Below are 26,083 nucleotides of genomic sequence, written 5' to 3' on the forward strand. Positions count from 1 at the left end.
GAAAAAAACCCGCCACTCGAGCGACGGACGCCCCGCCCCTCCCCGTAGAGCAGATGTCAGAGCTGCTCCATGGGCCGAAGGGTGGACCGGATGGGTGTCGAGATCTGTGTGGAAGGGCTGACCAAGTCCTTCGGTCACCAGGTCATCTGGCAGGACGTCTCGCTGACGCTGCCCGCCGGGGAGGTATCGGTCATGCTCGGGCCCTCCGGCACGGGCAAGTCGGTGTTCCTCAAGACGCTCGTCGGCCTGCTCAAGCCGGAGCGCGGCTCCATCACGATCCAGGGCCGTGACATCACCAAGCTCCGCGAGCACGACCTGTACGAGGTGCGCAAGCTGTTCGGCGTGCTGTTCCAGGACGGGGCGCTGTTCGGCTCGATGAACCTGTACGACAACATCGCCTTTCCGCTGCGCGAGCACACCCGTAAGTCCGAGAGCGACATCCGGCGCATCGTGCTGGAGAAGATGGACATGGTCGGGCTGATCGGCGCGGAGGGGAAGCTGCCCGGCGAGATCTCCGGCGGGATGCGCAAGCGCGCCGGGCTGGCCCGGGCCCTCGTCCTCGACCCGGAGATCATCCTCTTCGACGAACCCGACTCGGGCCTCGACCCGGTCCGTGTCGCCTACCTCAACCAGCTCATCGTCGACCTCAACGCCCAGATCAACGCGACCTTCCTGATCGTCACGCACGACATCGCCTCGGCCCGCCAGGTGCCCGACAACATCGGGCTGCTGTTCCGCCGCGAGCTGGTGATGTTCGGGCCGCGCGAAGAGCTGCTGGCCAGCGACGAGCCCGTCGTGCGGCAGTTCCTGAACGGCCGGATGCAGGGCCCGATCGGCATGGCGGAGGAGAAGGACGCGGCGCAGGTCGAGCAGGAGCTCGCGCAGATCGACGACAGCGCGGGCGTTCAGGCGCCGGCTCCCCGCCTGCTGCCGGGGCCGGGCATCTCCCGGCCACCCCGCTGGGAGGCCATCGCCCGGCGCGAGGCGGCGCTGCACCAGAAGGAGGTGGCCGGCGCGTGAGCCTGTCACCGGTGGGAGCGCTGCGGCACTCGGGCAGCCTCTTCGCGATGGCGCTGGACGTCGTCCGGACGATTCCCCGACGGCCCTTCCAGGCGCGGGAGTTCATCCAGCAGACGTGGTTCGTCGCGAGCGTCACCATCCTGCCGACGGCCCTGGTCTCCATCCCGTTCGGGGCGGTCATCGCGCTCCAGATCGGCAGCCTCACCCGGCAGCTGGGCGCCCAGTCCTTCTCCGGGGCCGCCTCTGTGCTCGCCGTGCTGCGCGAGGCCTCGCCGATCGTCACCGCGCTGCTGATCGCGGGCGCCGGCGGCACGGCGATCTGCGCCGACCTCGGGGCGCGGAAGATCCGCGACGAGATCGACGCGATGCAGGTGCTGGGCATCGACCCCATCCACCGGCTGGTCGTCCCCCGCGTGCTGGCGTCGATGCTGGTGGCGGTGCTGCTCAACGGCCTGGTGTCGGTGGTCGGCGTGGCGGGCGGCTACTTCTTCAACGTCGTTCTCCAGAACGGCACCCCGGGCGCCTACCTGGCCTCCTTCACCACGCTCGCCCAGCTCTCCGACCTGTGGGCGGCCGAGGTCAAGGCGCTGGTGTTCGGCGCGATCGCCGGGATCGTCGCCTCCTACAAGGGGCTGACCGCGAAGGGCGGACCCAAGGGTGTGGGCGACGCGGTGAACCAGTCGGTGGTGATCACCTTCATGTTGCTGTTCGTGACCAACTTCGTGATGACCGCGGTGTACTTCCAGGTCGTCCCCCAGAGGGGTTAGCCGATGAGACTCATCGACCGCCCACTGAAGTCCCTCGAGGCGCTGGGCACCCAACTTTCCTTCTACGGCCGCTCGCTGGCGTGGACGGGGCGCACCCTGCGCCGCTACAAGAAGGAGATCCTGCGGCTGCTCGCCGAGGTGAGCTTCGGCCGGGGCGCGCTCGCCGTCGTGGGCGGCACGGTCGGCGTGATCGCCTTCCTGTCGTTCTTCACCGGCACGGAAGTGGGGCTTCAGGGGTACGCCGCGCTCAACCAGCTCGGCACCTCCAACTTCGTGGCGTTCCTCTCGGCGTACTTCAACACCCGTGAGATCGCCCCGCTGGTCGCCGGGCTCGCGCTCTCCGCGACCGTCGGCGCCGGGTTCACCGCCCAGCTCGGCGCGATGCGGATCAGCGAGGAGACCGACGCGCTGGAGGTCATGGGCGTGCCCTCGCTGCCGTTCCTCGTGACGACGCGGATGATCGCCGGGTTCGTGGCCGTCATCCCGCTGTACGTGATCGGCCTGCTGTCCTCGTACCTGGCCGCCCGCACCATCACCACCGGCTACTACGGGCAGTCCACGGGCACGTACGACCACTACTTCCAGCAGTACCTCCCCCCGGTGGACGTGCTGTGGTCCTTCGGGAAGGTGCTGGTCTTCGCCGTCCTGATCATCCTGGTGCACTGCTTCTACGGCTACTACGCGAGCGGCGGTCCGGCGGGCGTCGGCGTCGCGGTGGGCCGCGCGGTGCGGACCTCGATCGTGGCGATCAACGTCCTGGACTTCTTCCTGTCGCTGGCGATCTGGGGCGCCAGCACGACCGTACGGATCGCGGGGTGAGCCGCCGTATGAGGGTGCTGAGACTGCGGTTGTACGGCGTCGTCTTCATCGCCGTGCTCGCGTTGCTGCTGTCCTTGTCCGTCGCCGTCTACCAGCAGGTGTTCACGCCGGTCGTGCGGATCACGCTGGAGGCCGACAGCCTCGGCAACCAGCTCGATCCACGGGCCGACGTCAAGCTGCGCGGGCTGCTGGTCGGCGAGGTGCGCGAAGTGCGGGCCGACGGGACGAAGGCGACGCTCGACATCGCGCTCAAGCCGGAGCACGTCGCCCACATCCCGTCCGACGTGCACGCGCGCCTGCTGCCCAAGACGCTGTTCGGCGAGAAGTACGTCGACCTGGTCGCACCGCGCGGCTCATCGGGCCGGCCCATTCGCGCCGGTGACGTCATCACCCAGGACCGCACCCGCGTCGGCATCGAGGTCCAGCAGCTGATGAACGACCTGCTGCCCCTGCTGCGGACGGTCCAGCCCGGCAAGCTCAACGCCACGCTCTCCGCGTTCGCCACCGCCCTGGAGGGACGCGGCGACCGGATCGGCGACAACCTCACGCGAGTGGAGGCCTACCTGCGCCGCCTCAATCCGCACCTGCCGTCCCTGAAAGAGGACATCGCACGCTTCGCCGACGTCGCCGAGGTCTACGGCGACGCGGCGCCCGACCTGATGGAGATCCTGCGCAACACCGTCACCACCAGCCGCACGATCGTCGAACAGAAGGACCGGCTGGCGGCGGCGCTGACGTCCACGGCGACCGTCGCGGGCACCGCGGAGGACTTCCTCGACGCCAATGGCGACCGGCTGATCACCCTCGGCCGGGTCTCCCGCCCCACGCTGGAGCTGTTCGCCCGCTACTCCCCCCAGTACCCCTGTCTGCTGGCCGGCCTGGTCCGGCAGGAGAAGGTGTCCGAGGAGGCGTTCCGGGGCGGCAAGATGCACATCACGCTGGAGGTCGTACGGCCGCAGGGAGCGTACGAACCGGGTGAGGAACCGCGCTACGGCGAGCGGTCCGGCCCCAACTGCCGCGATCTGCCGCATCCTCCGGTGCCGGCGCCCGGCACCCACCTCGACGACGGTTCCAAAAAGCCGGGTTCGACCTCGGGCGGTTCGCTCGGCGTCTCCGCCACCCGGGCCGAGCAGCGGGCCGTCGGCTCGCTGGTGGCGCCGGTGCTGGGGGTGCCCGCGGACGAGGTGCCGCCGGTCGCGACGCTGCTGTTCGGGCCGATGGCGCGCGGGACGGCGGTGAGTGTCGCATGAGCACCACAGGTGCCCGGCAGACAGCCGCTCCGCTGATCAAGTTCAGTCTCTTCGCGCTGGTGACGATGGTGGCGACGGCCCTGCTCGCCGCCACCATCGTGAACATCTCCTTCACCCCCGAGCACGAGTACCGCGCGGTCTTCAGTGATGTCACCGGCCTGGAGGAGGGCGACGACATCCGGGTGGCCGGAGTGCGGGTCGGCGAGGTCGAGGGCATCCGGATCAAGGACCGGACGCTGGCCGAGGTCACCTTCACGGTCAGCCGGGACCGGCCGCTGCTCACCAGCACGGGCGCCGTCATCCGCTACCGCAACCTGGTCGGGCAGCGGTACGTCGCGCTGACCGAGGGCGCCGGCGACGGCACCCGGCTGCGCCCCGGCGGCACGATCCCGCTCGCGCGCACCCAGCCCGCCCTCGACCTGAACGCGCTGCTGAACGGCTTCAAGCCGCTGTTCGCCGCGCTCAGCCCGAACGACGTCAACCAGCTCGCCACCGAGATCATCAAGACCCTCCAGGGCGAGGGCGGCACCGTCAACAGCCTGCTGACGCACACGGCGTCGCTCACCACGACGCTGGCCGGCCGCGACAAGCTGATCGGCTCGGTGATCGACAACCTCAACACCGTGCTGGAGACGCTCGACAAGCGCGGCGCCCGCTTCTCCGGACTGCTGAAGCAACTGCGCCGGGTCATCTCGGGCCTGTCCGCCGACCGCAAGCCCATCGGGGAGTCGCTGGTGAGCATCGGCGATCTGACGGAGGCCACCTCGGGCCTGCTGAAGGACGCGCGTCCGCCGCTGAAGGACGACATCGCGGAACTGACCGACCTCACCGGGACGCTGAACGACAACGAGAAGACCGTGGAGGGCGTGCTGAAGAGGCTGCCGAACAAGCTCAACGAGCTCACGGGGACGGCGTCCTACGGCTCGTGGTTCAACTTCTACCTGTGCGACTTCGACGGCCGGATCGTGCTGCCGAAGACGAAGCAGGTGCTCACGCCCGAGATGCACGTGGCGAGGGCGAGGTGCGGGGCATGAGCCGCAAGCACCGCCCGGAGCCGCTGGTCAAGGTGCGGGTGGAACCGCCGAAGCTGCCGAGAGTACGGCTGCCGAAGATAAGGCTCGTGCCGCGCCGCAAGCCGCGTCCGCAGCCGCTGATCAAGGTCCGTGTCGACCCGCCGAAGCTGCCGAGGATACGGCTCCGCCGTCCGCGTCTCGGTCCCTTCCGCGAGCGCAACCCCATCGTCATCGGCGCGATCGGACTCACCGTCCTCGCGCTGCTGACCGTGGCCGCGTTCAACGCCGACCGCCTGCCGGTGATCGGCGACGGCGAGACGTACAGCGCCGCCTTCGCCGAGGCGGGCGGTCTCAAGCCGGGCGACGAGGTGCGGATCGCCGGGGTCAAGGTCGGCAAGGTCGAGGAGGTCGACCTGGACGGCGACCACGTCAAGGTCACCTTCAAGATCAAGGACGAGCCGGCGTTCGGCACCGAGACCGGCGCGTCGATCCGGGTCAAGACGATCCTCGGCGCGAAGTACCTCGCCCTGCACCCCAAGGGGCGGGGCCGGTTGGAACCCGGCAGCGAGATCCCGCTGAAGCGGACCGTCCCCGCGTACGACGTCGTGCAGGCCTTCAGCGATCTCACCACCACGACGGAGAAGGTCGACACCGACCAGCTGGCCAAGGCCCTGGACACCATCTCCACCACCTTCGAGGACTCACCGGAAGAGGTACGGGCGTCCATCAAGGGCCTGTCGAAGATCTCCCGGACGGTGGCCTCGCGCGACAAGGCCCTCGGGGAGCTCCTCGACCATGCGAACGGCGTCACGGGCGTACTCGCCGACCGGTCGGGAGACTTCACCGCCCTGGTCAAGGACGGCGACAAGCTGTTCAAGGAGATCAGCAAGCGGCGTGCGGCGATCCACAAGCTGCTGAAGACCTCCGCCGCGCTCGGCATCCAGCTCTCCGGCCTGGTCCAGGACAACGACAAGGAGATCGGGCCCGCGCTCAAGGGCCTCAACACCGTGGTGAAGATGCTCGAACGGAACCAGTCCAGCCTGGACCGGAGCATCAAGCTCCTGGCCCCCTACGTGCGGGTCTTCACCAACACCCTCGGCAACGGCCGCTGGTTCGACTCCTACGTCCAGAACCTGGTCGCCGCCCCGGTGGTACCGCGAACGGGAGGCACGCAGTGAGCAATCGCTGGAAGAAGCGCGCGGCCCTGCTGACCGCCCTGGCCCTGGTAGCCGCGCTCACCTATGTCCTGTGGCCGCGGACCGAGCCGGCCCGCGTCACGGCGTACTTCCCGCGCACCGTCGGCATCTACCCGGGCTCGGACGTCCGGGTGCTGGGCGTGCGGATCGGCGAGGTCAGGAAGATCACGCCGGAGGGCGGCCGGGTGCGGGTGGAGCTGGAGTACGACGCGGACCGCAAGGTCCCGGCGGACGCGCAGGCCGCGATCATCAACTCCTCGGTGGTCAGCGACCGTTACGTGCAGCTGCTGCCGGTGTACCGGAGCGGTCCGGTGCTGCGGGACGGTGACGAGATCCCCGAGTCCCGTACGGCCGTGCCGGTCGAACTGGACCGCGTCTTCGACAGCCTGCACACCACGGCCGAGGCGCTCGGCCCCGAGGGGGCCAACAAGGACGGCGCCCTGTCACGGCTGCTCGGCGTCAGCGCCGACAACCTCGACGGCCAGGGGAAGAACCTCCACCGGATGGTCGGGGACCTCTCGGAGGCGGTCACGACTCTCTCCGACGGCCGCACGGACCTGTTCGGCACGGTCCGCAACCTCCAGGTGTTCACGGCGGCGCTGGCGGCCGACGACAAGAGCGTGCGGTCGTTCAACAGCAGCCTCGCCAAGGTCGCCGAGCAACTCGCGGGCGAGCGAGAAGAGCTGGCGGCGGCACTGAAGAACCTCGGCACGGCGCTCGGTGACGTGTCCGCCTTCGTGAAGAAGAACAAGAAGTCCCTGACCTCGAACGTGGAAGGCCTGAGCAAGGTGACCAAGGTGCTCGTCACCCAACGGGCGGCACTGGAGGAGTTGCTGGAGGTCGCGCCGACGGGCATGTCGAACCTGAACAACGCCTACAACCCCTCCGCCGGCACCCTCGACACCCGCAACAACCCCGACCATCCGCAGGATCCGGCCTCTCTGCTGTGCTCGATCCTGAAGACGACCGGGGAGAAGACCGACTGCGGCGACCTGAGGGACCTCTTCGACTCCCTGCCGAAGGTGCCACAGGGCCCGGCGGTCACCGGCACGGTCGACCGCACCCTCGGCGGAATCCTGGGGGCGCGCGCATGAGGCCACTGCGCAAGGGCGGGGCCGTCGCGTGGGCGGCCGTCGGGACGCTGCTCCTGTCCGGCTGCGAGTTCAACGGCTGGTACGACGTCCCGCTCCCCGGCGGAGCCGCAGCCGACGGCCACGCCTACCACGTCACCGTGGAGTTCCGCGACGTCCTCGACCTGGTCCCGCAGTCGGCGGTCAAGGTCAACAACGTCACGGTGGGCGCGGTGGAGAAGGTGGAGCTGGAGGGCTGGCACGCGAGGGTCCGCCTCCGGGTCGCCGACTCGGTGAAACTGCCCGCCAACGCCATCGCCGAGCTGCGGCAGACCAGCATGCTCGGCGAGAAGTACGTGGCGCTGTCCAGGCCGCTGGAAAACACGCCGGTCGGCCGGCTCAGCGACGGTGATGTGATCCCGCTGTCCCGCAGCGGCCGCAACCCGGAGGTCGAGGAGGTGCTGTCCGCGCTGTCCGCCCTCCTCAACGGCGGCGGCGTGGCCCAGCTCAAGACGATCACCACGGAGCTGAACAAGGCCCTGGAGGGCCGGGAGAACCGGGTCAAGTCCCTGCTCAAGGAGCTCGACACCTTCATCGGCGGCCTGGACGACCAGCGCCGGGACATCGTCCGCGCGCTGAAGGCCGTGGACCGGCTGGCCAAACGGCTGGGCAAGGAGAAGACGACGATCGCCGACGCCGTCGACGCGATGCCGCCCGCCCTGAAGGTCCTGGCCGACCAGCGCCGCGACCTGACGAGGATGCTCACCGCCCTGTCCAAGCTGGGCAGGACCGGCACCAAGGTGGTCAACGCCTCGCACGACGACACGGTCGCCAACCTCAAGCGGCTGCGGCCGATCCTGCAACAGCTCAACAAGGCGGGCAGCGACCTGCCCAACTCCCTGGAGCTGCTGACGACGTACCCGTTCCCGCGCAACGTGGTGGACGCCATCAAGGGTGACTACGTCAACCTGCACATAACGGCGGACCTCGATCTGGCCGGCATCTACGGCAACCTGACGGACGAACCGGGCGGCGGGAACGGCGGGGACACCCAGGTACCGGAGCTACCCGAGCCCCCGGACCTGCCGGACGTACCGGATCTCCCGGACGCACCGGATCTGCCGGACGTGCCGAAGCCCACCGCGCTGCCGAGCGGTCCGAGCGTGCCGTCGCCCCCGCCGGCCCCCTCGGGCGGTGGCGGCCCGCTGTGCCCGCCGGTGTGCACCGCCGGGTACGGCTCCAGCGGCCACCGCACCGGGGGCGACTGGCCCGCGGGGATCAACCTCGAACTCGCCGAGCTGATGCTGAAGGGGGTCCAGCCGTGATCACCCGTACGGTCAAGGCGCAACTGATCGCCTTCGCCGCCCTCACCGCCGTGGGGGTGTCGTACGTCGGCGCCGAGTACACGGGCCTGGTGGACGAGGTCCTGGACCGCGGCTACACCGTGCGGGCCGACTTCGCCGACTCCGGGGGTGTCTTCCCCGGCGCCGAGGTCACGTATCGCGGGGTGCCCGTGGGCAAGGTCGGCGCACTGCGCCTGACCGGCCCGGACGGGGTCTCGGTCGCGCTCGACATCGAGGACGGCGCGCCGCGCATCCCGGCGGACACGCTGGCAGTGGTGGCGAACCGTTCGGCGGTGGGAGAGCAGTACGTCGACCTTCAGCCCCGCAGCTCCCGCGGCCCGTACCTGCTGAACGGCAGCACGATCCCGCGCGAGAGCACGCGGGTGCCCCTGTCGACGACGGACATGGTCCTCAGCCTGGACCGCCTGGTGAACTCGGTCGGCAAGGACGACCTGCGGGTCACGGTCGACGAGTTGGGCAAGGCTTTCGCCGGCACCGGCCCGAACCTGAGCCGCCTGGTGGACTCGGGCAACACCCTGGTCGAGTCGGCGTCCGAGGCGCTGCCGGAGACGATCGCCCTGATCGAGGACTCACGGAAGGTCCTGAAGACGCAGGCCGACCAGGGCTCGTCGATCAAGTCGTTCGCGCGCGACCTGGCGGCGCTCTCGGCCCAGTTGAAGGCCAGCGACGGGGACCTGCGCAAGCTGATCGGCAACGCGCGGCCGGCGGCGCAGGAGCTGAACTCGCTGCTGAAGTCGACCGGGCCGCAGCTGTCGGTCCTGCTGGCCAACCTGATCAGCGGCGGCCAGGTCACACTGGCCCGCCTCCCCGGCGTGGAGCAGGCCCTGGTCACCTTCCCGCTGATGGTCGCGGGCAGCTACACGGTCGTCCCGGGCGACGGCACCACCCACTTCGGCCTGGTGCTGAACGCCGACGACCCGCCGGCCTGCACCCAGGGGTACGGCACGGCACGCCGCGACCCCGCGGACACCAGCACACGCGAGGCGAACACCCACGCCCGCTGCACGCTCCCGCGCGGCAGCGAGTCGTCGGTACGGGGCGCGCAGAACGCCCCGGGCGCGTCGACCGCCGGCGGCGGCGCGAACCAGGCGACGTACGTCACCCCGTACGACCCGGAGACCGGCACCACCACCGGCCCGGACGGAAGGAACGTCGAGATCGGCTCGACGGGCGGCCAGCAGGCCGTGTTCGGAAAGGAGTCGTGGCAATGGCTGCTCGTTGGCCCCGTGGCATGAGGCCGGTGCGACCCAGAGTGATGACAGCGGGACTCGTCGCGGCGACCGTCATCACCACAGCACTGACACTCTGGCTGACCTTCGGCCTCTACGAACAGCGCGAGGCGGACCAGCGACGCCAGGGCATCCTGGCCGCGGCCCGCCAGTCGGCGCTGAACTTCACCTCCCTCGACTACCGGCACTACGACCGCGACAGCGCGAACGTACTGGCGGGCGCGACCGGCGAGTTCAAGAAGCAGTTCACCGCGCAGACGGACCAGTTGACGAAGCTGGTGGCCCAGAACAAGTCCGTGTCGGAGGGCCAGGTCCTGGAGGCGGGCATCGTCCGCTCCGACGAGGACTCGGCCCGCGTACTGGTGGTCGCCGACAGCAAGGTGACCAACACCGCCGTGCCCGAGGGGGAAGCGCGCACGTACCGGCTCCAGCTCGACCTCGTACACAAGGACGGCCACTGGCTGACGTCCGACGTCGAGTTCGTCGGCTGACCCACGGGCCGATTCGCCGACCGACAAGCACCGACGAGGAGTACCACCATGCCGAAGACGACCACCGGCCGCGCCCCCGGTCCCGGCACCCGCCGCACCATGACGGCGGCCGCCCGCGCGGCGGCGAAGCGCGCGGAGCGCGGCCATCGCGAAGAGGGCGCGGCGACGGCCGGCGACGAGGAGTCCCCGCGCCGGGCCGAGCGGCCGCGCGCCGGACGCACGGTCCTCGTCGAGGCCCCGAAGGACGGCTGGGACGACCCGCCGGAGCCGTCGCCGGAGTCGTTCGAGGAGGACGGGCCCCAGGAGCGGAGCGAGCCCGGCCGCGGCGGCCGTCGGAGGCCGCTCACCTTGGTCCTGGCCGTCCTGCTCGTCGTCGGCCTGGTCGCGCTCGCCGCCCTGGGATGGCAGTACCGCGACGGCCGCCTGACGGAGACCGCCCGGACCGAGGCGCTCGCGGCCGCGAGAAAAGCGGCGCCGATCGTCCTGTCGTACGACTACCGCCGCCTGGACAAGGACTTCTCGACGGCCCGCGCCCACCTGACCGGCGACTTCCGCGACGAGTACGGCAAGACCACGAAGACCGTGGTCGCCCCGACGGCCAGGAAGTACCACGGCGTGGTGAAGGCAACGGTCGCCGCCCCCGGTTCCGGCGACGCCCCGGCCGCCTCCGTCGTCTCGGCCTCCCCCGACAAGGTCGTGGTCCTGCTCTTCGTCAACCAGGTCACCGAGAGCACCCAGGTCTCGGGGTCCCGCGTGGACCAGAACCGGGTGCGGATGACGATGGACCGCACGGGCGACGGGTGGAAGGTGAGCGCGGTGGACGCGCTGTGACGAGCGGTTTCCTTCAGCCGCCCGAGTCCACCGCGGACCTCGGCGCCTCGGTGAACGACCCGGCCCACGCCTCGACCGTCTCGTGGGTGAACAGGTCCGTCGAGTACTCGAACGTGACCGTGATCGAGTCGGCCTCGGGTGCGATCACGACGTAGAGCTCGTTGCGGGCCACGCCCTGGGCGGGAAGGGGGAGCGGCCGCGTTGGACGCGGTTGGCGCTGGAGGCCGCCAGGACGATGTCGTTCTCCTCGCCGCAGAGATCGCCCAGCCACGTGGCGAACGCGGCCGCGAGGACGGTGTAGGCCGTGACGCCCAGGCGGGTCGCCGTGCTGGTCAGGCGGGCGGGTGTGTCGTCGGCGATGGTCCAGGTGTGCAGGGCGCCCCGGCCGGAGAGCTTGCCCGGGTGCGGGTGGTCGTAGGGGAGGGGCGGGCGTAGCGGGATGGTGTCGAGTTCCGTGCGCCAGAAGCGTTCCAGGACTGTCCTGCGCTCGTCCGGCAGTGCGTGTTCCGATCGGGCGAAGTCCGTGAACTGGGCGACGGTGACCGGTAGTTGGGGGTCTGTTCCGGATCGTCGCGCGTTGTACAGCTCCCCTAGGTCGCGCCTGATGAGGCTCAGGGACCAGCCGTCACACACCGCGTGGTGGAAGACCGTCACCATGACCCAGTGGTCCTCGGCGAGACGGGCCAGGCGGAAGCGGAAGAGAGGGGCCTGGTCCAGCGTGAACGGGGTGGAGGCCTGCTCGCGGCACCAGTGGTCCACGCGTTCCGCCTCCCCGGCGTGGGCACGCAGGTCGGCGATCGGCAGCGTCACAGGGACTTCCGCCAGGATTTCGACCTCGTACCGTCCGTCCCCTCGGCGGACCGGCCTGCCGCGCAGCGCGTGGTGGCGTGCCACCAAGTCGATGAGTGCCTGGTGCAGGACCTCGGGGTCCAAGTCGCCTCGATGATCAGAGCGACGGACGCGGGACGTCCGCTGGTGCCGACCGTGCCGTGGACCGGCGTGTCACCCGCTCCAGATGCCGGGCGAAGACCTCCCGCGCCTCCGGCGTCAGGGTCCGCAGCGCCACCAGTGCCGTGATGACGACATCGCACAGTTCCGACTGCACGTCGTCCCAGGTGTGCGTCACGCCCTTGCGCGGGTTCTGGCCGGTCGCGCCGATCACCGCCTGGGCGACCTCCCCGACCTCCTCGGACAGCTTCAGGATGCGCAGCAGCGCGTCCTCGCGGCCCTCGACCGGGCGGTGGGAGTCGAGCCACTCCCACAGGGTGTCGATGGTGGCCCACAGGTCGGGCGAGGGCGGGGCCTGAGGTGTGTGATCGTTCATGGGGCGGCAGCCTGCCACGAGGGTCTGACAGCGAGGCGCCCCCGACGGCTACTCCATGAACTCCTCTTCGAACAGCGGGTCCTGCTCGCCCTCCTTCGCCTTCCGCAGCCGCCGGGCGCGCGCCCCCACGACCAGCGCCGTCCCCGCCGCCGTCGCCGCGAACGCCGCCGGAATCATCCAGCCCCGGTTCACCGCGTGCCCGAGCGCGTGGTCCAGGGAGAGCCTTCCCGGGCCGGTGACGGCCAGGCCGGCGGCCGTGAGACCCAGCGTCGCCGCGTACTCGTAGCCGCCGCCCTGGTTGAAGAAGCCGTTCGGCGTGTGCACCGCGGCCGCACCGGCCATCGCACCGGCCGCCGCGGCTCCGGCCGCCGGTGTGGCGAGGCCCAGGGCCAGCAGCGCGCCGCCGCCGGTCTCGGCGAGGCCCGCCGCAGTCGCGCTCGTCTTGCCGGGGACGTAGCCGACGGACTCCATGAACTGGCCGGTCCCCTCGATGCCGTGCCCGCCGAACCAGCCGAACAGCTTCTGCGTGCCGTGCGCGGCCAGCACACCGCCCGTCCCCAGCCGAAGCAGCAGCAGGCCCAGATCACCCCGGTCGTAACGCCTCACGTCGTCTCCTGGAGCAGACAGCAGGAACAGAACACTCCCCGTCGCCTTCCCACCGTCGCACCCCCGACGCCCTCCGGACCCGCCCGGGACGCCGTTCGGGTGGCACGGGTGGCGTGGCGGGGCGGCCGGTACGAGGCTGACTGGCATGACGATTCAGACCACGCGCCTCAGCGATCCGGCCGTCCGCGCCTTCGTGGCAGCCGTGAACAACCACGACCGTGAGGCCTTCATGGCGCTCCTCGCGCCGGGCGCGACCATGGCGGACGACGGCTCCGACCGCGACCTCGCCGACTGGGTCGACCGGGAGATCTTCTCCTCCCACGGCCACCTGGAGGTCGACAACGAGTCCAACGGCGGCCGCGCCCTCATCGCCCGCTACAGCAACGACACCTGGGGCGAGATGCGCACCCGGTGGAGCTTCACCGTGGACGACGACGGCCGGATCTCCCGCTTCGAGACCGGTCAGGCCTGACACCCAGCCCCCACCGGGCCTTGCCTTCGCGTGCGCTCCAACTCCTAGCATCCCCGGGTATGGAAACCACACGGACGCTGGGACGCAGCGGCATCGAGGTGAGCGCCCTCGGCTTCGGCTGCTGGGCCATCGGCGGCGAATGGCAGGGGGCCGACGGGCAGCCGCTCGGCTGGGGCAGAGTCGACGACGAGGAGTCGGTCCGGGCGGTGCGGCGCGCCCTCGACCTGGGCGTCACCTTCTTCGACACCGCCGACACCTACGGCGCCGGACACAGCGAACGCGTGCTGGGCCGGGCCCTCGGCAAGCGCAGGGCCGACGCCGTCGTCGCCACCAAGTGGGGCAACGTGTTCGACGAGGCCACCCGGACCCTCACCGGCAGCGACGCCTCGCCGGCCCACCTGCGCCGCGCCCTGACCGCGTCCCTGCGCCGCCTCGGCACCGACTACGTCGACCTCTACCAGTTCCATCTGTCCGACGCGGACACCGAGCAGGCCGCCCTGCTCCGGGACGCGTGCGAGGAACTGGTCCGCGAGGGCCTGATACGGGCCTACGCGTGGAGCACCGACGACCCGGCCCGAGCCGCCGTGTTCGCCGAGGGGCCGCACTGCGCCGCCGTCCAGCACGCCCTCAACGTTCTCCAGGACGCGCCCGCGATGATCCGGCTGTGTGAGGAGGCCGGACTCGCGAGCGTCAACCGCAGTCCGCTCGCGATGGGGCTGCTCACCGGGAAACGCCGGCACGGGCAGCCGTTGGAGGCCGGTGACATCCGCAGCAGGCCCCCGGCCTGGCTCCAGGGTTTCGGTGACGGATCCGGCGCCGACCCGGAGTGGCTCGCCCGCGTCGACGCCGTCAGGGACGTCCTCACCAGCGAGGGCCGCACGCTGGGCCAGGGCGCCCTGGCCTGGTTGTGGGCGCGCAGCCCGCGCACGATTCCCATCCCCGGCTTCCGATCGGTCGCCCAGGCGGAGGAGAACGCGGCGGCGCTGGAGAAGGGGGCACTGACCGGCGCGCAGCTGACCGAGGTCGACCGGCTGCTCGGGCGCTGATCCTTGCGGGACCTTGGGCCGGTCTTTGAACGTTCCGTGCACGCCGGCGCGGTTCCGCTTCGTCACGTCGCGGGATTACTTCCCGGCCGGGGGCGGGGAGGCGTTCCAGATCCAGAACACCGACCGGCTGCTGGGCGGGGCGTGGGGCCTGCGGGCGTATCCGGGGCTGATCGGTGTGAAGAACGGCTACACGACCGACGCCGGCAACACCTTCACCGGCGCCGCCACGCGAGCCGGGCGCACCCTGCTCGTCACCGTCATGCACCCCGGCAACAGCGCCGACGCCGTCTACGAGGAGGCCGCCGCCCTGCTCGACTGGGGTTTCGCGCCGGGTGCGTCGGCACGGGCGGTGGGCACGCTGGTCGAGCCCGTGAGCGAGGGGCGGGGAGCGGAGCCGTCACCCGCGCGCGGGTCCGCCGCCATCGGCAGGGCCGCGCGCGGGCCCTCGGCGGGGCGGCTGGTGGAAGGCGCCGGGACCTGGTCGCGCTCCTGGCGGGCGGGGGCTGGGCGTTGTGGCGGCGCGGGGCGTCCGGGCCCGCGAAGGGACAGCACCGCGAATGACGTCCACCGGCCGTACGGCACCCGGCCTAGATGTAAGCGGCAGTCGCTCCACACGCACCGGTGCGCACCCCGCGGTCCCACGCGGGGTCCACCCCCACCCGGTGCCGTGGAACGACTGCCGCCGCCCCCCTGGACATGGCCTACCGAAGCCCTCAGACGGAGGTTCTCTGCTCCAACTGTGAAGCTTTCGTGTAGGCAAGTTGAGCATAAGCGTCCGACCGGCCGCAATGGTGCGGACTTTCGAATTCCGTTTGTGCAGGTTGACGAGTTGACGAGTTTCCGCTCCCGGGCTCAGCCGCGCCCGACGTACGGCATCGCCGTGGCCAGTACGGTCGCGAACTGCACATTCGCCTCCAGCGGCAGCTCCGCCATGTGCCGCACCGTGCGGGCCACGTCGGCGACGTCCATCACCGGTTCCGGGGCGACCTCGCCGTTCGCCTGAAGCGCTCCCGTCTGCATACGGGCCGTCATGTCGGTCGCCGCGTTGCCGATGTCGATCTGCCCGACGGCGATGCCGTACGGCCGCCCGTCCAGCGACAGTGATTTGGTCAGGCCGGTCAGCGCGTGCTTGGTCGCTGTGTAGGCCACCGAGTGCGGACGCGGCGTGTGCGCGGAGATGGAGCCGTTGTTGATGATCCGCCCGCCCTGCGGCTCCTGCTCCTTCATCTGCCGGTACGCCGCCTGCGCGCACAGGAACGCCCCGTTGAGGTTGGTGTCCACCACGTGACGCCACGCCTCGTAGGGCAGCTCCTCGACCGGCACACCGCCGGGTCCGAACGTGCCCGCGTTGTTGAACAGCAGGTCGACCCGCCCGAAGCGCTCGACGGTGGCGGCGAACAGGGCGGTCACGTCCTCGGGCCGTGAGACGTCCGTCCGTACGGCGAGAGCCGCGCCCCCCGGCACCAGGGCCGCCGTCCCCTCCAGCGCCTCGGCGCGCCGCCCCGCCAGTGCCACCGACCAACCGCCGCGGAGCAGTTCCACGGCGACCGCCCGGCCGATGCCGGAGCCCGCCCCGGTCACCACCGCGATCGCATTTTCCTTGGCATTCATGGGCCCGCAGCGTACGGGAGGACCCGCCATGCGGAACTCACCCATCCGTCACGCGAGTGCTGTGTACGTGTCGACCAGGTGTCGTCCTCGGCCACTCCAATGCCCCCTGAGCCATTCGTCAGGGGAGGACCGGATGACACCCGCAGCACACCCGTCCCAGCACGCCCCCGAACTTCGCGCGGCCGCCCGGCACATCGGCCGCCGCCGCTTTTTCACCGCCACCGGCGCCGCCGCCGCGCTGGCCTTCGCGACCAACCTGCCGTCCCCGGGAGTCGCGGCCGCCGCCGAACTCGACGCCGCGCGGATCACCGAGAACCCGTTCACGCTGGGCGTCGCCTCCGGCGACCCGCTGCCCGGCTCCGTGATCCTGTGGACCCGCCTCGCGCCCGTCCCCTTCCAGGCCGACAGCGGACTGCCCGCCGAGCGCGTCACCGTCCACTGGGAGCTGGCCCACGACGAGCGGTTCCGCCGCGTCGCCCGGCGCGGCACCGCCACCGCGCACCCCGAGTTCCACCACACCGTCCACGTCGAGGTGAGCCACCTGGACGCCGGACGCGTCTACTACTACCGCTTCCGCGTGGGCCGTTGGGTCAGCCCGACCGGCCGCACCCGCACGGCCCCGGACCCCGGCAGCCGCGTCCCGGAACTCACCCTCGCCGCCGTCTCCTGCCAGGCCTACCACGACGGCTACTACACGCCGTACGCCCATCTCGCCGCCGACGACGTCGACCTCGTCCTCCACCTCGGCGACTACCTCTACGAGTACGCCGTCAACCCGGTCGGCGGCCAGCGCAACTACACCGACCGCACGCTGCCGGACCTCTTCAACCGCGAGACCCTGACCCTGGAGGACTACCGCCTGCGGTACGCCCTCTACAAGTCCGACCCCGACCTGAGCGCCGCGCACGCCGCGCACCCCTTCGTCGTCACCTGGGACGACCACGAGACCGAGAACAACTACGCCGACGACGTCCCCGAGAACAGCGTCCCGCCGGAGGAGTTCCTGCTGCGCCGCGCCTCCGCCTACCGCGCCTACTGGGAGAACCAGCCGCTGCGCCGGCCGCAGCGCCCCGCCGGACCCGACATGCGGCTCTACCGCCGCCTGCACTGGGGCCGGCTCGCCCAGTTCGACGTCCTCGACACCCGCCAGTACCGCTCCGACCAGGCCTACGGAGACAAGGCGCACGTCCCCGGGCCCGAGTCCGACGACCCGGCGCGCACCATGACCGGGGCGACGCAGGAACGGTGGCTGCTCGACGGCTGGCGCTCCTCGCGGGCGCTGTGGAACGTCGTACCGCAGCAGGTCCTGTTCGCCCGGCGGCACATGGACGCCACCACTCCGTCGCGGGTGTCGATGGACGCCTGGGACGGCTACAGCGCCTCACGTCGGCGCGTCCTCGACGGGGCGAAGGCCGCCGGCGTCGAGAACCTGATGGTGCTCAGCGGCGACGTGCACGCGGCGTACGCCTTCGACATCAAGGACGACTTCGACGACCAGAACTCCACGACGCTCGGCACCGAGATCGTGGCGACGTCGGTCTCCAGCGGCCGGGACGGTGCCGACAAGCCCGCCACCTGGGACACCTACATGTCCGCCAACCCGCACCTGAAGTTCTTCAACGGGCGGCGCGGCTACGTCACGGTCGCCCTGGGGCAGGAGTCGGCACGGGCCGACTTCAAGACCGTGCCGTACGTGACCAGGCAGGAGGCGCCGGTCACGACGGCCGCGTCCTTCGTGACCCAGGTGGGGGAGCAGGGGCTCAAGCCGGCGTGAGCTCGGCCGCGAGGTCCTCGTCCGGGGTCTCGCCCGGGTAGCGGACGCCGACGCGGTCCCGGATCGCGTCGAGCGTCCGCATCACGGCGAGCGTGCCGTCGAGCGGGACGAGCGGGGACTCGGTCTCACCGGCGCTCAGCGCGCGCATCACCTCCGCCGCCTCGTGACGGAGGCTGTTGCGGGGCCCGTCCGCCGGGTCGGCCGTGAACTCCTCGGGGTCACGGCCGTCACGGTGCAGCACGAAGCGGTCCGGGAAGAAGAAGCCGTGCGGGATGTCGATACGGCCCTGCGAGCCGGTGACCGAGGCGGAGGTCGCCGTACCGCCGACGATGGAGCAGTGCACCGAGGCGAGAGCGCCGCTCTCCCAAGAGAGCAGTGCTCCCGTCTGGAGATCGACGCCCTCCTCGGAGAGCACCGCTCTCGCCGCGACGTCCGACGGCTCCCCGAGCAGCAGCTGCGCGAACGACACCGGATACACACCGAGATCGAGCAGCGCGCCCCCGCCCAGCTCCGGGTTCCGCAGCCGGTGGGAGGGCGGGAACGGCCCGGCCAGCCCGAAGTCGGCCTGGACCGTGCGCACTTCGCCGATCGCGCCGTCGTCGACCAGTGACTTCAGCCGCCGCACCAGCGGATTGCAGTACATCCACATCGCCTCCATCAGGAAGCGCCCGTGCTCCCGCGCCAGCGCGACGAGTTCCGCCGCCTCGCGCACGTTCAGCGTGAACGGCTTCTCGCACAGCACGTGCCGCCCGGCCGCCAGACACAGACCGGCGGCGGTCCGGTGGGCCGTGTGCGGCGTGGCGACGTAGACGACATCGATGTCCTCGTCCTGGGCGAGCGCGCTCCAGTCGCCGTAGGCCCGGGGGATCCCGAACCGCTCCGCGAACGTCTTCGCCGACGCCTCGGACCGGGACGCCACCGCCACGACCTCCGCGTCCGGCAGGTCGATCAGGTCCGCGGTGAACGCCGCCGCGATGCCTCCGGTCGCCAGGATCCCCCACCGCACCGTGTCCGCCGTCATTCCCGTCCCGCCTTCACCTCGTAACCCGAGCAGTCCGTACGAGCTGAGAGCATAGGTGGCGATCGACTCGAAAAGGGAGGGACTCATGCCCGAGGGTGGGGCGTCCATATCGAACACCGAGCAGGGGGCCGCAGCCGGGACGGAGCGGCCCAGCCTCACACCGCACCGCCGCACCGGGCTCCTGGTCACCTTCCTCCTCGGAAGCCTGACCGCCGTCCCTCCGCTCGCGATGGACATGTACCTCCCGGCCCTGCCGGAGGTCACCCGCGCCCTGCACGCCCCCGCCGCGACCGTCCAGCTCACCCTCACCACCTGCCTGGCCGGCATGGCGCTCGGCCAGCTCGTGGTCGGGCCGATGAGCGACCGGTGGGGCCGCCGCCGCCCGCTGCTCGCCGGACTCGGCGTCTTCGTCGTCGCCACCGTCCTGTGCGCGCTCGCGCCCACCGTCGAACTCCTCGTCGCCTTCCGGCTGGCCCAGGGCCTCGCGGGCGCGGCCGCGATCGTCATCGCCCGAGCCGTCGTCCGCGACCTGTACGACGGCATGGCCATGGCCCGGTTCTTCTCCACCCTCATGCTGATCTCCGGGGTCGCCCCGATCGTGGCGCCGCTCATCGGCGGGCAGGTCCTGCGCGTGACGGACTGGCGGGGCGTGTTCGTCGTCCTCACGGTCATCGGCATCCTGATCGGGGCCCTGGTCTGGACGAGGCTGCCCGAGACCCTGCCGCCCGCGCAGCGCCACAGCGGTGGCGTCGGCGAGGCCCTGCGCGCGATGCGCGGCCTGCTCGCCGACCGCTCCTTCGCCGGCTACACCCTCACCGGCGGCTTCGCCTTCGCCGCCCTGTTCGCCTACATCTCGGCGTCCCCGTTCGTCATCCAGGAGATCTACGGCGCCTCCCCGCAGACGTTCAGCCTGCTGTTCGGCGTCAACTCGGTCGGGCTGGTCGTCGTCGGCCAGATCAACGGCAAGGTCCTCGTCGGCCGGGTCAGCCTGGACCGCGTCCTCGGGATCGGCCTGTCGATCGTCATCACCGCCGCGACCGCGCTGCTGCTGATGTCCCTCGGCGTGTTCGGCGAGGTCCCTCTCGCGCCCGTCGCCGTCGCGCTGTTCGTGCTGATGTCCGCGATGGGCATCACCCTGCCCAACACCCAGGCACTCGCCCTGATGCGCACCAAGCACGCCGCCGGCTCGGCGTCCGCCCTGCTCGGCACGTCGTCGTTCCTCATCGGCGCGATCGCCTCCCCGCTGGTCGGCGTCGCCGGGGAGGACACGGCCGTCCCGATGGCCGTCGTCCAACTGGCCGCCGCCCTGGTGGCACTGGCCTGCTTCGTGGGAATGTGCCGACCCTGGAAGACGGACGGGAAGACGGACGGAAGCACGGCCGGGAAGACGGACGGAAAGACGGACAGCAGGCGCGTGAACACGGAGGGAGCAGACAGCTGAGCGCACCAAGACTGCGCGACGGCACACCGGAACGGGCCGGACTCGACCCCGGGGAACTGCGTCACCTGGTCCGGGAGGTCCACGTCCTCACAACCGGGCAGCGCCCCTGGGCGCCGGGCGCGGTCGTGGTCGTCGGACGCGGCCCGGTGATCGCGGTGGAGGAGGCGGCGGGCTGGGCCGTGCGGTACTCGGCCTACGACGAGGACACCGACGCCGGCGTTGAACTGCCCGCCGAGGACCGGGTCCCGATGACCGTCGGCACACCCTTCGATTTGGCGTCCCTGACCAAACTGTTCACAGCCGTGGCCACCGTGCAGCAGATCGAGCGCGGCACCCTGGGCATCGACGCGAAGGTGGGCGCGTACCTGCCCGACTTCACGGCGGCCGCCCGCCACGGCATCACCGTACGGCAGCTGCTCACCCACACCTCCGGGCTGCGGCCCGAACTCCCGCTGTACGACTGCGCCGACGACGCCCAGCGGCTGGCGGCGCTGCGCACGGAGGCGCCGGTCGCGGCACCGGGCACGTACCGCTACTCCGACCTGAACATGCTGCTCCTCCAGCACGTCCTGGAACGCATCACCGGCCGCGCGCTCGAGGCCCTCTTCCGCGACGGCATCACCCGGCCGCTGGGCATGACGGCCACGGAGTTCGGGCCGTGCCCCGGGGCGGCGGCGACGGAGGACCAGCGGCGGCCGTGGGCCAAGGCGGACCGGGGGATGCTGCGGGGCGAGGTGCACGACGAGAACGCCTGGGCGCTGGGCGGCGTGGCGGGCCACGCGGGCCTGTTCTCCACCGGCCGGGACCTCGCGGTGTTCTGCCGCACCCTCCTCGCCGGCGGCTCCTACGGCCCCGCCCGCATCCTCGGCCCCGACTTCGTCGACCTCCTCTTCACCCCACCCGGCCTGGGCTTCTCCCTCGACCAGCCGTGGTTCATGGGCGACCTGGCGGGGCGCGGCGCGGCGGGCCACACGGGCTTCACGGGCACGTCCCTCGTCCTCGACCCGGCGACGGACACGTTCCTGATCCTCCTCACCAACGCGGTCCACCCGCGCCGCCGCCGCCCGGACAGCGCGCCGAGGGCGGCGGCGGGGTCGCGGGTGGCGCGGGCGGTGCGGGGGATGTGAGAGGGGGAGCGATGATGTGCGGGGCGGTGATGAGGGGCCGGGCGCGAGCACCGCTCTCCTGAAGCGGGGGTCGTAGATCATGCGCGAGGCCCCTGATGAGCTCAGGTCGCTCGGCGGACAATGGCGGCATGACGTTGACGATTTGGGTCGATGACTGGCAGATCCAGTGCTGCGGACAGAGCTTCGCGCCAGGGGATGTCGTCTCCTGGACGCTGCTTGAGGTCGATCCGGAGGATTACGCCGACGTCGTTGGCAGCGAACGTGCGGATGAGATCGACTTCCGCGAGGAGCATCACGGCCAGGGGGAGGGGCACGCACCCACCTCGCTGGAGGTGGTGTCGATCGCCGAGGTGCACTGCCGTTTCGGGGTACCCCCGGGCGCTACGGACAAGGTGAACCGCCCCGTTCCGGGCACGACCGTGCTGGTTCCGGTCAAGGAGGCGGACGGGTGGGCGAAGGCCAGGCCGGACGTTAGCTTCGCGGGCTATCTGGTGACAGCCCGGCGTGCCACAGGTGGGCCGGAAGGTGCGGCTGCTCGCAGTCAATGAAGGAGTCGGCGGGACAGGCTTCCTGCCCGGTCGCTGTACAGCAGTTCCGTACCGCGACCCCAGCAACCGACCCCGTCCGGTGGCGTCCCTCCGGGGCATCGGGGCGGCCGGTATGACCGTCACTGACCGATCCGGCCATAGCTACGAATCGGGTGATGCCCACGAGAGGGGATGGTGCGCGGTCGGCTCTGGCAGGTCATCTGCTGGCCATCGACGAAGCCCGACCGTCGGTCAGGTCCCGGACGATTCTCCGGTCCGCCCCCAGGCAGGCCGGGGATGCAACCATTCCCTTCAGAGCTGGAGCCCCCGGAAGCCGACCGCACGCTTGGGGACCCTAAGACGTCGTTTCATTTGGTGAGTCGGCGGTAGCTGATGAGGGCTGCGGCTATGCCGACGAAGGCCAGGAAGTGTTCGGCCTTTCGCTCGTAACGTCGGTGCAGCCTTCGGCATCCGGCCAGCCAGGACACGGTCCTTTCGACGGCCCAGCGGTGTCGGCCGAGCCGCGTGGACGACTCGATGCCCTTGCGAGCGATGCGGTGGCGGATGCGGCGCTCGCGGAGCCATTTCCGCAGGTGGTCGTAGTCGTAACCCTTGTCGGCGTGTAGCTTGGCCGGACGCCGGCGGCGGGGTCCGCGGCGGGAGCGGATGGGCGGGATCCCACGCACGAGCGGCTTCAGGCCGAGGCTGTCGTGCGTGTTGGCGCCGGAGATGCCCAGCGACAGCGGCAGGCCGTTTCGGTCGGTGATGAGGTGGATTTTCGATCCCGGCTTGCCGCGGTCGGTCGGATTCGGTCCGGTCAGTGGCCCCCTTTTGCCGCCCGGACGCGACGGAGTCGATCGCGCACCGCGACCAGTCCAGCTCACCCCGAGCGCCGAGTTCGTCGAGGATGACGCGGTGGATCCGGGTCCAGACCCGGTCCCGGCTCCACTGGGCGAAGCGCCGGTAGACCGTGGGCCAGGCCGGCCCGAACACCGGCGGCAGCTGCCGCCAGGTGCAGCCCGAGGTGGCCACGAAGATGATTGCCGCCAGGCATTCGCGGTCCCCGGCCCGTCGGCGGCCGCCGCCTTGGGGGCGCATGCCCTCCGTCGGCGGGACCACCCGCCGGAACAGCGTCCACAACTCGTCCGGCACCAACCGCTCGACCAGATCCGTCATGCACGGCTCAACGAGCGATCACGCCATCAGGAACGGTGTCTAAAGAGGTGATTCAGCGGCGCTCGACCACGCCCGTTGGAACTCGTCGGCCGGATGGGCCACCGGCGGATCCGCTTCAGGAACGATCGCTTGGTCTGTCAGATCTGCCGTGCTCATGCTCCAAGTGCTCCCGAGCTGTACCGGTGGAGCTGGCCGGCCGAGGCCAGCTCGGCCTGCTTGTCGACGATCAACTCGCTGCCGTCGGGTATGCCTCAATGCGACCAGTTCCTGCCCGGTGCGCTAGCTCAAGCAATAGGCACCCCCTACTGGTTCGGGGGGCCTGCGGCGCTCCGTGGCCAGTACCCGCCGGTGACTGGGTGGGGTGCCGGTCGTCCTTGAAGTCGAACAGCGCGATGAGGGTGATGCCGAGCGCCATCAGGACTGCCCAAGCACTGCCGCCAGCCAGGACGCTTTGAAGCACGCCGCTACCAAGCCAACGGATCACGTGGCCGCAGACAACGGCGACAAGGTCCACGACCACAAAGAGTACGAAGACGGCGAGGGCCTTCTTCCGGTTGGGGCTCACCCCGGTAGCATGACCGTACGGCGAGTAATGGGCATCGAGACGGAGTACGGAATCTCCGTCCCCGGCCACCCCAACGCCAATCCCATGCTCACCTCGTCCCAGATCGTGAACGCCTACGCGGCGGCGATACACCGGGCCCGCAGGGACTTCGAGGAGGAGAACCCGCTGCGGGACGCCCGAGGCTTCGACATCGCCCGCGAGGCCGCCAGCCAGTTCACCGACGAGGCATGACGGAGGCCGCGGAACGGGCCGCCCAGCTGCCCGGTGCCCAGCCGATCCACCTGTACAAGAACAGCACCGACAACAAGGGCGCGTCCTACGCCACGCACGAGAACTACCTGATGAAGAGGGAGACCCCCTTCTCGGACAGCGTGCGCCACCTGACGCCGTTCTTCGTCTCCCGCCAGGTCTTCACCGGCGCGGGCCGCGTCGGCATCGGCCAGGACGGGCACGGCTTCCGGCTCAGCCAGATCGGTCCGGGGGAATGCGGCGGGACCGGATGCGATGGAGTTCGTGCCTCCGTACGAACTGCTGCGTCATGGTGGCCTGCCTGAACCACTTGTAGGAGAGCATCGACAACTCCGTCGACGAAGCCTTCGTGACTACTCAATCGAGTGGGTGTCACCCGGCACCGAGGCCCGGCCCGTCCCCCGCCCCGCGCCGACGCCTCTGCTGCGGGCCGCGGCCTTCGGCGGCGCGCTGCTGCCGGTGGCACTGCTCAACGCTCCGGTCGGCACGGACCGGCCTTCGCTCGCCCTGGCCTGCCTTCCCTGCTGGCCGCGCTACTGGGTCTGTGCGCCCGTTTCACCGCGGCCCCCGGCACGGCCGTACCGTGCTGGCTGTTCCTCAACGGCTTCGCCGTCCCGCCCGCCGGCATCCTCACCTGGGCCGGGCACCGCGGCAAGTCGAGGTATATGGCGACCTGGCTGTTCTCGATGCGCCCGGCGGTGCCGGTGTACTGGCGCTGGACCCCGACCGTGGCGAGGTCTGAGGGGGAGCCGGAGCAGCACTGAGCCAAGAGGGGCCGGGCCGGCGTTTCGACCACAGCCGGCTACCGATGGAGCACCGGAGACGAACCATGGCCACTGCACACTCTCCCCAGCGGACCACACTCACCGACACGGCGAGGGACATGGCGACGCCGCCGTACCGCACCGGGCACGGAATCCGACAGGCTCAGCTCCAGCTCTGGTAGGTCCTGGGCCACTGACCGTACGGCACCGGTCGGCCCGTGGACGCGTCCAGGAGAATACGGTCGCCGACCGGCCGGTCCAGCTTCACCGTCACTGTGCGTCCACGCATCTCGCTGGCGCAGTCACCGTCGCTCGCCCCGGCAACAGATGCGGACAGCACCACGCTGCCGTCCGTCTCCAGCGCATTCACGGCGGGACCCTCGTCGCACGATCCATGGGTGGCCACGACGGTGACGGACCGGCCGTCCGCGGCCACCTCGACCAACCCGCCGAGCGGCGCCAGCACATCGGTGGGGATGTCCCGAGCCGGCTTGATCGGCGGCTCGGGGAGCTTCGAGGGGGTGACGGCGGCCCGCTTGAGCGGGGTGTCGTAGCCGTCCAGGGTGAACAGCCAGGCCGGGACCGTGGCAGGGCCGCGGCTGGTGACCAGGGTCATTTCACCCAGTTCGGCTCCGGTAACCGTCAGGCGCGGTCCGGGGCTGCTGTCGCGATCCAGTGCCTTGTACGCCTGCTGGGCCTCCATGATCTGCATGGTCAGCGAGCCGCCGGTCTCCCACTTCGCCTGCCCGTCCTTGGGCGGGGCGGCCGAGAGGTCCGCACGCAACTCGAAATTCCCCGTCTCGTAAGCACGCTCGTCGGCTTCGTTGCGCAGGCCGTTCTCGGGCAACTGGACTACCTCGCTCATCGGGTAGTAGCCCCTATGCCACTGCTCGGCTGCCTCGGAGCCGTCCCAAGCGTCGGCGACCTGACGGGCGCGGGCCTCCAACCGCGCCGACTCGGTGGGACGGGCCTCCGCGCCGGTACCGTCGGCCTTCTCACTGCCGCACCCCGCGACGGCCCCGGCCCCCACGGCGAGTGCCGCGAGCAGACGGACGGTGCGCGAGGTGTTCGTAGGCATGTGTCCCCCAGGGAATGACGGTGACGAGTGGAGTTGCGCGGCGGAGGTGTGGGGCCCTTACCGCCCTGTGACGTGCGGACCCCGGGCCAGGTTCGGTCCGTTCCCTCGCTAGGCCGCCTCCGTTATCGCATCGTGACGATGCTCTTCATCGCGGGCCGTGTGGTGCGGGCCTGTACCGTGCGTGCAGCGTCGGGAGGTACAGGCCCGTTTCAGCAGCCGTACGATCCGGCAGGCGTCCTCACCACTCCGCTG

At 70.8% G+C, this 26,083-nt stretch carries 25 protein-coding genes and 3 pseudogenes; 20 read left to right on the plus strand and 8 right to left on the minus strand.

Annotation, left to right across the window (positions count from 1 at the left end; translation table 11 throughout):
* The first annotated feature begins 90 nt into the window (after positions 1 to 90).
* The 11 genes from AOQ53_RS08810 to AOQ53_RS08860 are packed head-to-tail and all read left to right on the plus strand — an operon-like array spanning position 91 to position 11,050.
* On the plus strand, positions 91 to 1,020 hold the full coding sequence (locus AOQ53_RS08810; RefSeq protein ID WP_059416426.1) for an ABC transporter ATP-binding protein: 930 nt from the start codon (positions 91 to 93) through the stop codon (positions 1,018 to 1,020).
* Positions 1,017 to 1,787: an MlaE family ABC transporter permease gene (locus AOQ53_RS08815; protein ID WP_010036858.1), complete on the plus strand. Its 771-nt coding sequence runs from the start codon at positions 1,017 to 1,019 to the stop codon at positions 1,785 to 1,787. Before AOQ53_RS08810 ends, AOQ53_RS08815 begins: the two co-directional genes overlap by 4 nt.
* A 3-nt stretch (positions 1,788 to 1,790) precedes the next feature.
* Entirely contained in the window at positions 1,791 to 2,606 is an 816-nt protein-coding gene (locus tag AOQ53_RS08820; RefSeq protein WP_020270085.1) for an MlaE family ABC transporter permease, read from the plus strand.
* Between the two features lie 8 nt (positions 2,607 to 2,614).
* Positions 2,615 to 3,856: an MCE family protein gene (locus AOQ53_RS08825; RefSeq protein ID WP_059416427.1), complete on the plus strand. Its 1,242-nt coding sequence runs from the start codon at positions 2,615 to 2,617 to the stop codon at positions 3,854 to 3,856.
* Positions 3,853 to 4,890, plus strand: a complete 1,038-nt coding sequence (locus AOQ53_RS08830; protein WP_059416428.1) for an MCE family protein — start codon at positions 3,853 to 3,855, stop codon at positions 4,888 to 4,890. The genes AOQ53_RS08825 and AOQ53_RS08830 overlap by 4 nt, the downstream gene beginning before the upstream one ends.
* Positions 4,887 to 6,047, plus strand: a complete 1,161-nt coding sequence (locus AOQ53_RS08835; RefSeq protein WP_236711633.1) for an MCE family protein — start codon at positions 4,887 to 4,889, stop codon at positions 6,045 to 6,047. Before AOQ53_RS08830 ends, AOQ53_RS08835 begins: the two co-directional genes overlap by 4 nt.
* Complete coding sequence (locus AOQ53_RS08840) at positions 6,044 to 7,159, plus strand: MCE family protein (RefSeq protein WP_059416429.1); 1,116 nt, start codon at positions 6,044 to 6,046, stop codon at positions 7,157 to 7,159. Before AOQ53_RS08835 ends, AOQ53_RS08840 begins: the two co-directional genes overlap by 4 nt.
* Entirely contained in the window at positions 7,156 to 8,460 is a 1,305-nt protein-coding gene (locus AOQ53_RS08845) for an MCE family protein (protein ID WP_059416430.1), read from the plus strand. Before AOQ53_RS08840 ends, AOQ53_RS08845 begins: the two co-directional genes overlap by 4 nt.
* Positions 8,457 to 9,734 carry an MCE family protein gene (locus AOQ53_RS08850; RefSeq protein ID WP_059416431.1) on the plus strand — a complete coding sequence of 426 codons (1,278 nt, stop codon included), beginning with the start codon at positions 8,457 to 8,459 and terminating at the stop codon, positions 9,732 to 9,734. Before AOQ53_RS08845 ends, AOQ53_RS08850 begins: the two co-directional genes overlap by 4 nt.
* Positions 9,731 to 10,219, plus strand: a complete 489-nt coding sequence (locus AOQ53_RS08855) for a hypothetical protein (protein WP_236711634.1) — start codon at positions 9,731 to 9,733, stop codon at positions 10,217 to 10,219. Before AOQ53_RS08850 ends, AOQ53_RS08855 begins: the two co-directional genes overlap by 4 nt.
* A 48-nt stretch (positions 10,220 to 10,267) precedes the next feature.
* Positions 10,268 to 11,050 carry a hypothetical protein gene (locus AOQ53_RS08860; RefSeq protein WP_059416433.1) on the plus strand — a complete coding sequence of 261 codons (783 nt, stop codon included), beginning with the start codon at positions 10,268 to 10,270 and terminating at the stop codon, positions 11,048 to 11,050.
* A 13-nt stretch (positions 11,051 to 11,063) separates the two neighbouring features.
* Here AOQ53_RS08860 and AOQ53_RS47300 read toward each other — a convergent pair whose 3' ends face one another.
* From AOQ53_RS47300 to AOQ53_RS08875, 4 genes are read right to left on the minus strand one after another with little or no spacing between them, the layout of a single operon-like run.
* Positions 11,064 to 11,198: a hypothetical protein gene (locus tag AOQ53_RS47300; RefSeq protein WP_269085441.1), complete on the minus strand. Its 135-nt coding sequence runs from the start codon at positions 11,196 to 11,198 to the stop codon at positions 11,064 to 11,066.
* On the minus strand, positions 11,195 to 11,983 hold the full coding sequence (locus AOQ53_RS08865) for a condensation domain-containing protein (protein ID WP_059416434.1): 789 nt from the start codon (positions 11,981 to 11,983) through the stop codon (positions 11,195 to 11,197). Before AOQ53_RS08865 ends, AOQ53_RS47300 begins: the two co-directional genes overlap by 4 nt.
* Before the next feature lie 13 nt (positions 11,984 to 11,996).
* Entirely contained in the window at positions 11,997 to 12,374 is a 378-nt protein-coding gene (locus AOQ53_RS08870; RefSeq protein ID WP_059416468.1) for a MazG-like family protein, read from the minus strand.
* A 48-nt stretch (positions 12,375 to 12,422) separates the two neighbouring features.
* Positions 12,423 to 12,980, minus strand: coding sequence for a DoxX family protein (locus AOQ53_RS08875; RefSeq protein ID WP_059416435.1), 558 nt, complete (start codon positions 12,978 to 12,980; stop codon positions 12,423 to 12,425).
* A 145-nt stretch (positions 12,981 to 13,125) separates the two neighbouring features.
* On the opposite strand from AOQ53_RS08875, the gene AOQ53_RS08880 reads away from it, so the two are divergent.
* From AOQ53_RS08880 to AOQ53_RS45905, 3 genes and pseudogenes are all read left to right on the plus strand, one after another.
* On the plus strand, positions 13,126 to 13,452 hold the full coding sequence (locus tag AOQ53_RS08880; RefSeq protein ID WP_059416436.1) for a hypothetical protein: 327 nt from the start codon (positions 13,126 to 13,128) through the stop codon (positions 13,450 to 13,452).
* A gap of 59 nt (positions 13,453 to 13,511) precedes the next feature.
* Positions 13,512 to 14,498 carry an aldo/keto reductase gene (locus AOQ53_RS08885; RefSeq protein WP_078945214.1) on the plus strand — a complete coding sequence of 329 codons (987 nt, stop codon included), beginning with the start codon at positions 13,512 to 13,514 and terminating at the stop codon, positions 14,496 to 14,498.
* A 79-nt stretch (positions 14,499 to 14,577) separates the two neighbouring features.
* Positions 14,578 to 15,059 (plus strand): annotated as a pseudogene (locus AOQ53_RS45905) (D-alanyl-D-alanine carboxypeptidase family protein); the annotation flags it as partial.
* 291 nt (positions 15,060 to 15,350) lie between these two features.
* Here AOQ53_RS45905 and AOQ53_RS08890 read toward each other — a convergent pair.
* The gene (locus AOQ53_RS08890; protein WP_059416438.1) at positions 15,351 to 16,109 is read right to left on the minus strand and encodes an SDR family oxidoreductase; all 759 of its coding nucleotides are present in this window, start codon (positions 16,107 to 16,109) and stop codon (positions 15,351 to 15,353) included.
* Between the two features lie 133 nt (positions 16,110 to 16,242).
* On the opposite strand from AOQ53_RS08890, the gene AOQ53_RS08895 reads away from it, so the two are divergent.
* A complete protein-coding gene (locus AOQ53_RS08895; RefSeq protein ID WP_059416439.1) occupies positions 16,243 to 17,883 on the plus strand; it encodes an alkaline phosphatase D family protein in 1,641 nt (546 codons plus the stop codon).
* On the opposite strand, the gene AOQ53_RS08900 is transcribed toward AOQ53_RS08895, so the two are convergent.
* Entirely contained in the window at positions 17,870 to 18,904 is a 1,035-nt protein-coding gene (locus tag AOQ53_RS08900; RefSeq protein ID WP_059416440.1) for a Gfo/Idh/MocA family protein, read from the minus strand. The two genes, AOQ53_RS08895 and AOQ53_RS08900, sit on opposite strands and share 14 nt — an antisense overlap.
* 85 nt (positions 18,905 to 18,989) lie before the next feature.
* Between AOQ53_RS08900 and AOQ53_RS08905 the strand changes: the two genes are divergently transcribed.
* From AOQ53_RS08905 to AOQ53_RS08915, 3 genes are all read left to right on the plus strand, one after another.
* Positions 18,990 to 20,345 carry a multidrug effflux MFS transporter gene (locus AOQ53_RS08905; protein ID WP_059416441.1) on the plus strand — a complete coding sequence of 452 codons (1,356 nt, stop codon included), beginning with the start codon at positions 18,990 to 18,992 and terminating at the stop codon, positions 20,343 to 20,345.
* The gene (locus AOQ53_RS08910; RefSeq protein WP_078945219.1) at positions 20,342 to 21,472 is read left to right on the plus strand and encodes a serine hydrolase domain-containing protein; all 1,131 of its coding nucleotides are present in this window, start codon (positions 20,342 to 20,344) and stop codon (positions 21,470 to 21,472) included. The genes AOQ53_RS08905 and AOQ53_RS08910 overlap by 4 nt, the downstream gene beginning before the upstream one ends.
* A gap of 128 nt (positions 21,473 to 21,600) precedes the next feature.
* Entirely contained in the window at positions 21,601 to 22,020 is a 420-nt protein-coding gene (locus tag AOQ53_RS08915) for a DUF6578 domain-containing protein (RefSeq protein ID WP_059416442.1), read from the plus strand.
* Positions 22,021 to 22,367: 347 nt separating this feature from the next.
* Here the strand turns inward: AOQ53_RS08915 and AOQ53_RS40540 are convergent.
* Positions 22,368 to 23,175, minus strand: a protein-coding gene (locus tag AOQ53_RS40540) for an IS5 family transposase (protein WP_167745695.1) whose coding sequence is annotated in 2 segments (ribosomal slippage) — positions 22,368 to 22,848 and positions 22,847 to 23,175 — 810 coding nt in all. Because the reading frame shifts where the segments join, the coding sequence is not laid out codon by codon here.
* Positions 23,176 to 23,749: 574 nt separating this feature from the next.
* Here AOQ53_RS40540 and AOQ53_RS40545 point away from each other — a divergent pair.
* Together AOQ53_RS40545 and AOQ53_RS45910 are read left to right on the plus strand one after the other, a co-directional pair.
* Positions 23,750 to 24,210: pseudogene (locus tag AOQ53_RS40545) on the plus strand (proteasome accessory factor PafA2 family protein); the annotation flags it as partial.
* A gap of 139 nt (positions 24,211 to 24,349) precedes the next feature.
* Positions 24,350 to 24,639 (plus strand): annotated as a pseudogene (locus AOQ53_RS45910) (hypothetical protein); the annotation flags it as partial.
* Positions 24,640 to 24,916: 277 nt separating this feature from the next.
* On the opposite strand, the gene AOQ53_RS08935 reads toward AOQ53_RS45910, so the two are convergent.
* Positions 24,917 to 25,831, minus strand: coding sequence for a hypothetical protein (locus AOQ53_RS08935; RefSeq protein ID WP_059416445.1), 915 nt, complete (start codon positions 25,829 to 25,831; stop codon positions 24,917 to 24,919).
* Positions 25,832 to 26,083: the final 252 nt, after the last annotated feature.

This window comes from Streptomyces azureus (genome assembly GCF_001270025.1).
Taxonomy (GTDB): Bacteria; Actinomycetota; Actinomycetes; order Streptomycetales; family Streptomycetaceae; genus Streptomyces; species Streptomyces azureus.